This is a genomic window from Clostridium sp. AM25-23AC, assembly GCF_003435125.1.
GTDB lineage: Bacteria > Bacillota > Clostridia > Lachnospirales > Lachnospiraceae > Pilosibacter > Pilosibacter fragilis.
In genome coordinates this window covers 267202-276790 of record NZ_QWGI01000001.1, presented here as the reverse complement: position 1 = coordinate 276790, position 9589 = coordinate 267202, and the positions used below count along the sequence as shown (strand labels likewise).

Annotated in this window: 3 protein-coding genes; all 3 read right to left on the bottom strand. The window is 55.1% G+C overall.

What is annotated here, in order from left to right; translation table 11 throughout:
- On the bottom strand, positions 1–242 hold a 242-nt coding region (locus tag DW677_RS01210), incomplete at its 3' end, for a DUF4368 domain-containing protein (RefSeq protein WP_117566345.1).
- A 213-nt stretch (positions 243–455) separates the two neighbouring features.
- On the bottom strand, positions 456–776 hold the full coding sequence (locus tag DW677_RS01205; protein WP_347473008.1) for a hypothetical protein: 321 nt from the start codon (positions 774–776) through the stop codon (positions 456–458).
- Between the two features lie 301 nt (positions 777–1077).
- Positions 1078–9588: an S-layer homology domain-containing protein gene (locus DW677_RS18605; protein WP_181968277.1), complete on the bottom strand. Its 8511-nt coding sequence runs from the start codon at positions 9586–9588 to the stop codon at positions 1078–1080.
- Position 9589 lies beyond the last annotated feature (1 nt).

The following is a 9589-nucleotide window of genomic DNA, read 5'->3' as shown; positions in this document are numbered from 1 at the left end:
TCGTCGCAGGCGAACGTCCCCCGGACGTTCTGCGACGTCTCATTCTCGCCTTGATGAAGTGACTTTGGATACTTCCAGGGCTCCGATTCCTTATAGTAGATGTCAATTTCCTGGGTGCGGTTCTTGCCCTTCGGATCGCTGGCAGCATGGACAACGATCTTCTCGACAAACTCATGCAAGATACATGGAGTCAATTCAGAAATTTCCGTATACCGTTCTACAACGGAGAGAAACCTCTCCACTTAAGAACGCCTGCCGAAAGCAGGCAGGCTATTTTCTTTGTATAGCATCAGCTCCCTCTTTATGCCAAAATAAGGAACGGATAGTAGCTATAAAAAAGCTACTCTGCAATCATTTCACATAATATTGGCAAATCGTAAAATAATATTGTGTGAGGTGACGGAGAGTGTCTAAAAAAGACAACAAATTGTTTTCTCGTTTGGCAGCTCAATCCGCTATGTCAGAGAAAAGGATGAAAATGGATACTTCCCCTGCTTTGCCAGTTTCAACAGGCTGAAGAAAGACTTAAAAGCTTCGTCCACTTCCTTAAGGATCTGTTGGGCCATGTTGGAATTCAGCAGCCGATAGTTTTCGGAAGTCTTTAAGATGGCGTAGTTTTTCTCATATGGGAGATACTGGCTATGTTCAAAGTAATGCTGCCGTATCTGGTAGATGGCCTGGTTGGTCAGGTTTTTTGCTGTGCGGCATAATTCCCGTAGAATGAGGAATTCATCTTTGGACAGATGCTTTAGCTGCTGGCATACGGTCAAATACAAAACAGGTCCTCCTTTCCTAATCGAAACAGAACATACGTTCTGCATCAATTATAGCACATGATTTCACAAAAGGGAATGGAAAGAATTGTAATTGCTTACCATTTTACATCTGTCTATGTATCATTATAGCGGTATTCATCCCGCCACCTAAGAGGGATGGGGGGGATTCTGCCGATTTTATGATAAAATGCTGGACACCAGAGAAAAACAAGAGAAAAAATAAACGCGGTGGGGTTTCTTGATACCCGACCGCGTTTATCTTTGTCCGCTGATATACGGGCAAATTGTTTTTTATTGTAGATTACTTTCTTGCGCCATCCGAGCCGATGGTATATCCGTCAATGGTGGTATTCACCGCCATCGTCCCGTCTGGGTAGAAGTAGTACCACTTTCCGTCAATCTGCTTCCAGCCGCCGGCAAACATCATTCCGGTAGCCTTGACCAGCCAGTACCACTTCTGGTCGTCGGAGAGCCAGCCCTTCACTGGCTTCCCATTTCTGTAATAGCTCCACTGGCCGCTGTCATTCTGCTGCCAGCCGTTTGCGGTCTGCGAGTCAATGACGATCTCCACAAACCGCCGCAGTACGGTGGCAACCTCGGCGCGGGTAGCGGTTCCCTTGGGGTCAAACTTATTTCCATTCTTCCCGGCCAGGATGCCCGCCTGCTGCATGACCTTAACCGCATCCTTCGCCCAGCTACTGATCTGTGCGTTGTCCGCAAAAGTCACAGCCTGGAGGGTTTTCGGAAGGTCGCAGCCCAGCTTTTTGGCGTAATTTGCCATGATGACTGCCATCTGTTCCCGGTTGATGTTGGTATCCGGCGCAAAGGTGATGGCAGTAACGCCCTCCACAATGCCGGTCTGCGCCGCCCAGTTGACATAAGGCGCATAGTAAGCGTCGGCTTTCACATCGGTGAATTTCCCGGTCTTGTAGCTGTCCGGGTTGATGCCTGCCAGCCGCCCCAGGGCGGTGACGAACATTCCTCTGGTCATGCCGATGCCCGGACTAAAGGTAGTGTCACTTGTGCCGGAGAGCAGTCCTCGGCTGGCAACAAAGAGGATGTTGTCCGCAGCCCAATGGCCGGTAATGTCGGTGAAAGCCGGGGCAGGGTTCTTGTAGCCGATGCCGTAGATGCTGAAATGACCGGTTTCAAAGACAACCGCTTTCTGGCTGGCATCGTAGCTGGATTTGGTGATCCATTCCACCTTTCCCGCGTCGTCCACATAGACTGCATAGAGATTACCTGTCTGCTCACCCTTTGCCGGTGTGTAGGGCAAACGCACCGATATAGTGTGACCATTTAAGTTGGCAATCGGTGTTTCTTTGCCGCCGGAGAGATACACCAGCGACAGATCGTAGGCCGGTCTTGTGCCGATAGCGGCTTTGGCCTCGGTGGAGCGCAGGGCATCCACCTTATCTGCCCGGAGAATGATGTCCCCACCAGCGGAGACGCTATCCAGCTGCTTCAGAGTGTCCAGCCCGATATTAACCGAAACCAGATGATCTGTTGCAACGGTAAACTGCCGGACGTTTTCTTTAACCATCAGATCCAATGTCTGTGCCTTGATGGTCACGTTAAAAGAGGTCTGGCCTGCCGCCGAGGTGATGGGAACGGTAACGGCAATCCCGTTCTCTGTGGTGCCGTTCTTTTTCGCATCCTGTTTGGCCTTGTCGATGGCGGACTGGACAGAGCTGTTGTCCACTGCCGCATTGCCGTTTTTATCCGGCTGTATGGGTTTGGTTTCACCGGTGACAGGGGCTTGAGGCTTGTCCTCCGGCTGGTTGGTGTTATCATTGTTGTCGGAATCGTCAGAATCGCCGGAGGAGGAACCTCCACTGCTGCCCGAACCACCGGAGGAAGAACCGCCGCCGGAGCTGCTGGAGCCGCCGCCACCACTGGAGGAGCGAGGGTTGACGGTCAGGGTACCGCTTTCAGGTGTTCCGACTTCATAATTGGTATCCATGCCGGATTTCAGTGCAGTCGTCCCACTCACAGTGATGGGGAAAGAGCCGGTGCTTGTGCCGTCCGCCGTGCAGAAAGCAGTTGCTTTCGTTTCGATCACAGTAGCTTCGCTGTCACCGGAGGCAAAGTTGCCGTAGGTCACGGTGAAGGTGGGGAGTGTTCCGTTCGCGGTCATGCTCTTGTTGTCTGCCTTGACGCTGATCGCGCGCTTTGCGACGGAGACGCTGACGCTGTTCTCCGGTACATCCGCATAGCCATCGTTGCCGATGACCTTGTAGTACACAGTGTAAGTACCGGCGTTCTTGACCTTGGGAAGCTCCGTGCTGTAGCCGCTGCCAGAGGCCAGGCTGTACTGCAAGGTACCACCAGTGGCAGAGCCAGCATCAATCAGCACCTGATCTGCGCCGTTGTAGACCAGTCTGGTCTTGGCCGTAGGAGCGGTGACCACAGGGGTAGTCTTGTCGTTCACGGTAACCGTTACGATGATTGTATAGCTCTCATAGTTGGTCGCGCCGGTTACAGGAACTGTGATGGTGGCCATTTTATTGGCCTTGCTCGCGTCGTTCACAAAGGTGAACTTCAGGGAGTTGCCCTCCATGACGGGATCGCCGCTGAGGACTTTTTCGCTATCTGCTGTGGTGATTGTTCCAAAACTGCCGCCCGCGGCCAGATAGCGGATCAGATCCACGGAACCGGTCGTGCCGTACTTGGCGGAGCCGGAGACGGACATGTTGCCGTAAGTTGCCTTGGTGATATTCAGTGTGACCCCATCCTTCGTCAGCGCCTCATAGTTGTCCGCACCGCTTTCTGGGGTAAAGGTCGCGGTGTATGTTCCCTTGTCGCCCACGTTGGGGACCGTGTCGCCGGTGAGACGCCATGTACCCGGTACCACCGTGCCGTTCCGCTTCGCGGTCAGGCCGGAGACGGTGAGCCCGCTCAGCTTGTCTCCGTAAGTACCGGAAGCAGTGCCGGTCCCTTCCACGGTCAGCATTGCCTTGGTGACCTCACAGGGAACAGAAACAGTAGTTGCACCGTTCTTGATCTTGTAGTTATCCTTTCCGGTGCCGTCCAGCGCAATGCTGACATTCATGCTGGTCTGGCCGCCCACATTGGCGCTGGTGTAGGCAACGGGCGTAACCTTGACCGTCACGCCGCTGTCGGCGGAGAGGATGCCGGTGACGTTCAATTCGCCGGTGGCGGTGCCTGCGTTGGTCGTGCCGTCATAGGTCTTGCTCACCTTGTAGCTGCCGGCGGTGACGGTGACTTCCTTTTTCTCCACGACGGCGTTCACGGTCGCGCTGCCCTTATGGGTGCCGCTCTCGTAGGTCGCGGTGATACCCTTGGTGGGCGTACCGGCCTTGATAGCCTGAAGCGTGATTGTTTCGGTATTTGCATTGGGTCCTACCAGCTTGAAGTATCCTCGGTCGTAATCCCAAGTCCACTTTTTGTTCGCGCCGGTCGTGTCACCGGTCTGCGATGCCGCCAGGGTGAACTTCTGACCGTAGCTTACGGTTCCGGGCAGGCCGGTGATGGTCACGCCGGTGTCAGCCTTGTTCACCACATTAACGTTCACAGCCACATTGGTGCCATTGGCATAGTTGCCGTTGCTATCGTGATAGTTCGCATTGAAGTTCTGAGAACCAGCGGTGCTCATTGAGACAGCACCGTCCGCCCAGCTCCAGCCGGGGTGAGCGGCCAAGGACACGGTGGAGAGCAGCTGATCCTTCACGCCGGTCAGACCGGTGGGAGCTGCGGGAGTGGCAGCCTGCGCGATGGTTGCTGATACGTCATAGGTCGTAATGGGCAACTTATAGTTCTTCACTTTGGAAGTGTCCTTCAGCGTAACAGTACCAGTGACTTTGTTCGCCTCGTTGACATTGGCGCTGTTGAACGTCCCGCTGACCTCATAGTCCGTACCTTTGGTCAACGCTTCGCTATTTTTCAAGCCAGTGAAGGTCACATTAGTGATCTCAGCGTCAGCACTGCCGTTGTAAGTCTTGGACGCAACTGTCACACTGTCGATGGTCAGCTCGGCCTGGGCAATGGTATACTTCACGCTGGCGGTGGCAGCATTTTCACCCTCGCCCACCGTGATGCTGGCGGTGTACTCGCCCGCGTTGACGGGTGCGGAGGACAGCGCCGCGCCATTCTGCGCGTAGGTGATGTCGCCCACGGTGGGCAGACTGGTAACGCCGCTGGCCGCGTCAAGCTTTGCTGTCGCTTCCTTGGCGTTGCCGTCATAGGTCAGCGTATTCGCAGCGGGCGCGGAAATCGTGAAGGTCCCGCCGAGCTTATCGGCCAGATAGCAGCCATCTTCCTTACACTTCGCAGTGATGGTCGCGCCGCTTGCCGTGTACGTCCAGCTATGCTGATGCCGGGTCACGGTGAACGGCTCGCTGTAGCACTTATAGCCGTCGCCCGTTGCAATCTGGACTTTATACGAAAATGTCTGGCCTGCGGGCAATTCGGTAATGGAGAGCGTCTTGCTGTCGGCACCGGTATATTTCTCAGTCAAGTCTTGCGTAATAGAAGAATTCGTAAGCCAACGCCACTCATCATTGATGGATCTGCACCAGATATAGGTCAGGCCTGCACTCTCCTCGGATGTGACCGACACTGTCAGCGTCACAGAGGTGCTGTCCTTTGCGTCGAAGGTACTGCCGGAGTAGCCCGTCTCTCTGTTCGGATAGACCTTTGTGCTTTTGATGGGCGCTGGCGTGACAGTTACATTGTCTACGCTGGCAGTGCCATCCTCCCATGTGCCGTCGCTTGTTTTATAGCCATATCCATCCGCCAGATATTCATTCGCCGGAACATAAAATTTACCCCATTCAATCTTTTTATATGTGCCGCCGCTCAGACTGGCGCTGCTGCCATCGTTTTTTACGGTCAGACCCATGTATGAGCCGCCGCCCAGCTCCAGTCTGCCGCCGTTCTCGGCAGTGATATAGTTAATCTTGACCGTGGAATTTTTCACCACAGCGCTGCTGCCACTGGCCGTCACACCCCAGATCGTACCTGTGCCGGTGACCGTCAGCTGGATGTCTTTTACAGTGATTATCATACCAGAGGCCGTTTTGCCATTCACATCAAGCGCTACCGGCCCATGGGTCAATTCATAGGACGGAACATTTGTCCTAACATCCTGATACAGCTTGAGCGTCTTTTCACCGGTTCCCTCATTGGCCGCCTCGATGGCCGCGTCAAGGGTCAAATACCAGCTTGTTTCATTGCCGGCAGTCAGGGAGGCCGCCATCTGCTTCTGGCAGACACTGCAAATGCCGGTTTGCTCATCCACAGTGTGGGTATGGGTCTTCACAGTCACATTGTTAAGTTCTGAAACTCCGCTGTTCGATATGGCGTTACCGCTCTGATCGTAGTAAGCCGCACCGTCCGCCAGCAAGCTGCTGAGCACGTCGGAAGAGGCTGTGCTCAGCTTAGTGAAGCTGCCTCCGGCAAGCCAAGCTGTGCCGCTCCCATATAAGTAAAGTTCGGCAAAGGAGCCGCCGGAGACCGTCCCATTCGCACCGTTGTCATATTTCACTTTATCAATCCCGGTTCCGGTAAAGCTGCCGCCGTTCACATTCATTGTTCCGTCGCCCTCGACGACAACCGCAGCTTTAAAGCTGCCGCCTTCCACAGTCAGCGTACCTTTAGTCACCTCAACATCTTCACCAAACTCAGCTGAGTTCTTCACCACTGCCGTACCGCCGTCCTTGACATACAGGTATTGATACGCACCGCCGCTGAAGACCGCCTCTGCGCCGGAGGAAGCAGTCACGCTGCCCAGGTAGGTGCCGCCCACGAAAGACGCCTTGCCGTTGACGGTGATATGATAGAATTGACCGGTTTTGAAGGTCACATCTGCACCGGAGGCGATGGTCGTCGAATGGATGCGATGCTTTCCGCCGTCCACAGCAAGCTTTCCGGTCAGGGTGACATTAGCAATGCCGATACCGCCGGTGCCATTGTGTGCATCACAGAGCGGCATCAGGGTCGCATCAGTGTACCCTTCGGCGCTCCAGCCGTTCAAGGTCTGGATGGCCTCTACATAGCCGTCCCCGTTTTCGATGGCGCTGTCCACCGGGAACCAGGCCGTTTTTATTTTGTCATCGGAAGCAGTGGCTGTTATCTTAACGACCAGCACCTTGCCGCATTTGGAGCACACAGGCTTTTCTACCGTATCATTGTCACACTGATGGACGCACTCTGCGAACTGCACCTTGTACGCTGTATAGCCGGTCAGTTCGGAGATTTTTTTCGTCTTGGGAACGATGCTCCATGCACCGTCCTTTTCGCCGTACAATTCACACTTTGCATGGTTGGTTTTCAGCAGGTCTTTAACGGTGAGGCCCTTGCTCGTCGTGCTGTCCGTGATCTTGCCGATGATGCAGGCACTTGTGTTGCCCTTCCACAGCTTCACGCTATAACCGGTTCCATTACCATTTCCCAGGAGCAGTTCCTGAATCGTACCGGTGTAAGCTTCCAGCGCGCCGCCGGCCTGCAGCTCCACGCGCGAAATCTCGCTGGTGTAGGAGTTGTCGACCGCCAGCGTTCCGTTGGAGGAAACGCGGAACTTGACATTGAGCGCCTGCGTTCCGCCGCCCTCGCTGGAATCCTTGACTGTCAGTTTGTTGTTGACATTGAAGAACTTATCCCCGCTGGTGATCGTCTTTCCATGCAGATCCAGCGTTATAATATCGGAGGCGGAGCAACTTTTATTAAGGTTCACATCCCGCATCAGTGTTATCGTGCTGCCACCCCACGCATTCTGAAACGCCTCTGCAAGCGTCTGATAATAGGCGCTCTCGCCTATACGTGCATCGAACTGCGTATGGCACTTTTTGCAGGTGTAGCCGGTATCGTCCATTTCATGTTCGCAGAGGGAGAGATAGACCTTGCCGTCCTTGCCCAGGCTGGTCACGCTGTCGGCGGCGTCCGCCTTGAAGTTCTCGGCGCTGAGCGTCACGCCGCTTGCCGGTTCGGCGATGGCCAGTGATTTGCCGTAACCGGGCTTTATGCCTTCACGCACGCCCACACGGATGACCGAATCCTCACTCAATGCGCCTGATACAAGAATGGGCAGCTTCCACGCATCATTGGCGTAATAACCGGCCTTCACCAAGCCGGAAATAGTGAGCTCAGGAGTGTTGCTTTCCTTTCCACCGTAGTAAACGTCATATCGATTGTTGTCGGTAACGGTAGCATCGGTGAGGGTAATAGCGCCCTTTCCATAGATGCCGCCGCCCTCGAAGGTGCTGTTGTTTCCGGTGATCGTCACACCCTTGACGGTTACCCCTCTCTCCGAATAAATGCCGCCCCCGTGGCCATAACTTGTATTCCCCGTGGCGGTCGCCTTGTTGCCGGTGATCGTGGCGTTGGAGATCGAAACATTGCCGGCGTTAAAGTGGATATAGATGCCGCCGCCGTTGCCGGCGGTTGCCGTGTTGCCGGTGATGGTGCCGCCGTCCATGGTGAAGCTGCACTTCTCACCCACATATACGCCGCCGCCACCGCCGTCGGACGCACCCGCGGTGTTATCGGAAATGGTTCCGCCATGCATGGTGAAGCTCGGCGGGGCGATATGATTCATCGTGCCGACAAGGAACACACCGCCGTAGTCTTCATTACCGGTAATCGCTCCACCATACATGGTAAAGGACGAGCCGGTCTGATAGGTGCCGCCCTTTTTACCGACCTGCACGCCGCCGGTGATCGTGCCGCTGTACAGCTCCAATTTGCCGCCATTGACGGTCACTTCGCCTTGAACCCTGCCGCTGTCGGTGCAGTCGGTCAGCGTCAGCGTCGCGCCGCTGCCGACGGTGATTTTGTCGTTGATCGTCTGCCCGTTCAGGCAGAGGTTGACCTCGCCCGTTGGCACAGTCCAGCTCCCCGACACAGACTGCGTCAGATAATAGTTGCCAGCAGAATTAGGCAGGGAATCGGTTTTTGTCCATTCTGTCCACTCTGTGCCAGCAGTGTCATGTTCGTGCCCGTTGACATCTCCATTCCCGCCGCAGACGCAGTGGGTATGATCGGCCTGCGGCAGCGCAAACGCAGCCAGCACCGCCTCCTCTTTTCCAAGGCAGGCGGAGAGGTCTGCACCCTTAGCAGAGCAGACGGTGCAGTCAGGGTTCACAGCATCAGCGCCGCATAATTTCTCACAGATGCAGGCGGCTTCCGCTGTGCCTTTGCAGGCTGTCAGGTCTGCATCTTCCGCAGAGCAGACCGGACAGTCGGAATTGACCGCCTCTTTCTCACAGCGGGTTTCGCAGATGCACTCCGCCGGAGCATTCTCGGACACGCCAGGAACAAGCCCGCTGTCCTGAGAATTGCACTGCTCGCAGGTATACCCGCAGGGCGTCCCCTCTGTGGCCGGGATGTAGCCGCAGCTATCGTCATGCTCGCCGCGTTCATGAGGGCAGCTTAATTCTTTTTTGATACAGCCGCTTTCCTTGCTGCATTCATGGGTACACGCGGTCGGCTGGGCCTCCTCTGCTTCAGATGGGGTCGCCGTATTTTCTGATACGCTGCCTTCCAAAACAGGGTAACAGCTTTCGTCATGCTCATGGACACACTTCTTCACAAGGGTGTAGCAATCCTCAGTATCCCCCAGGGGATCTTCTCTGTCGGCTTCGCCGCCATTCACCTTATGCTCATGTTCACAGGCTGCCCCTTCGGTTCCTTCCGTATATCCGCAGTCTTCTGTATGTTCCGGGTGATGCTCACACAAGCCCGTATGGACGGCGGACGCACCCGCTTCCACCGCAAATGTCGGAACGCCCGGCATCGTAAAAATCATTGCCGCCGCCAGTAAAAATGCGGCCGGCCGTTTCCATTTCCACATCATT

Bases quoted from the DNA above. Each gene is read 5' to 3' on its own strand.
- DW677_RS18605 (WP_181968277.1), bottom strand. From the start codon at position 9,588: ATGATGTGGAAATGGAAACGGCCGGCCGCATTTTTACTGGCGGCGGCA.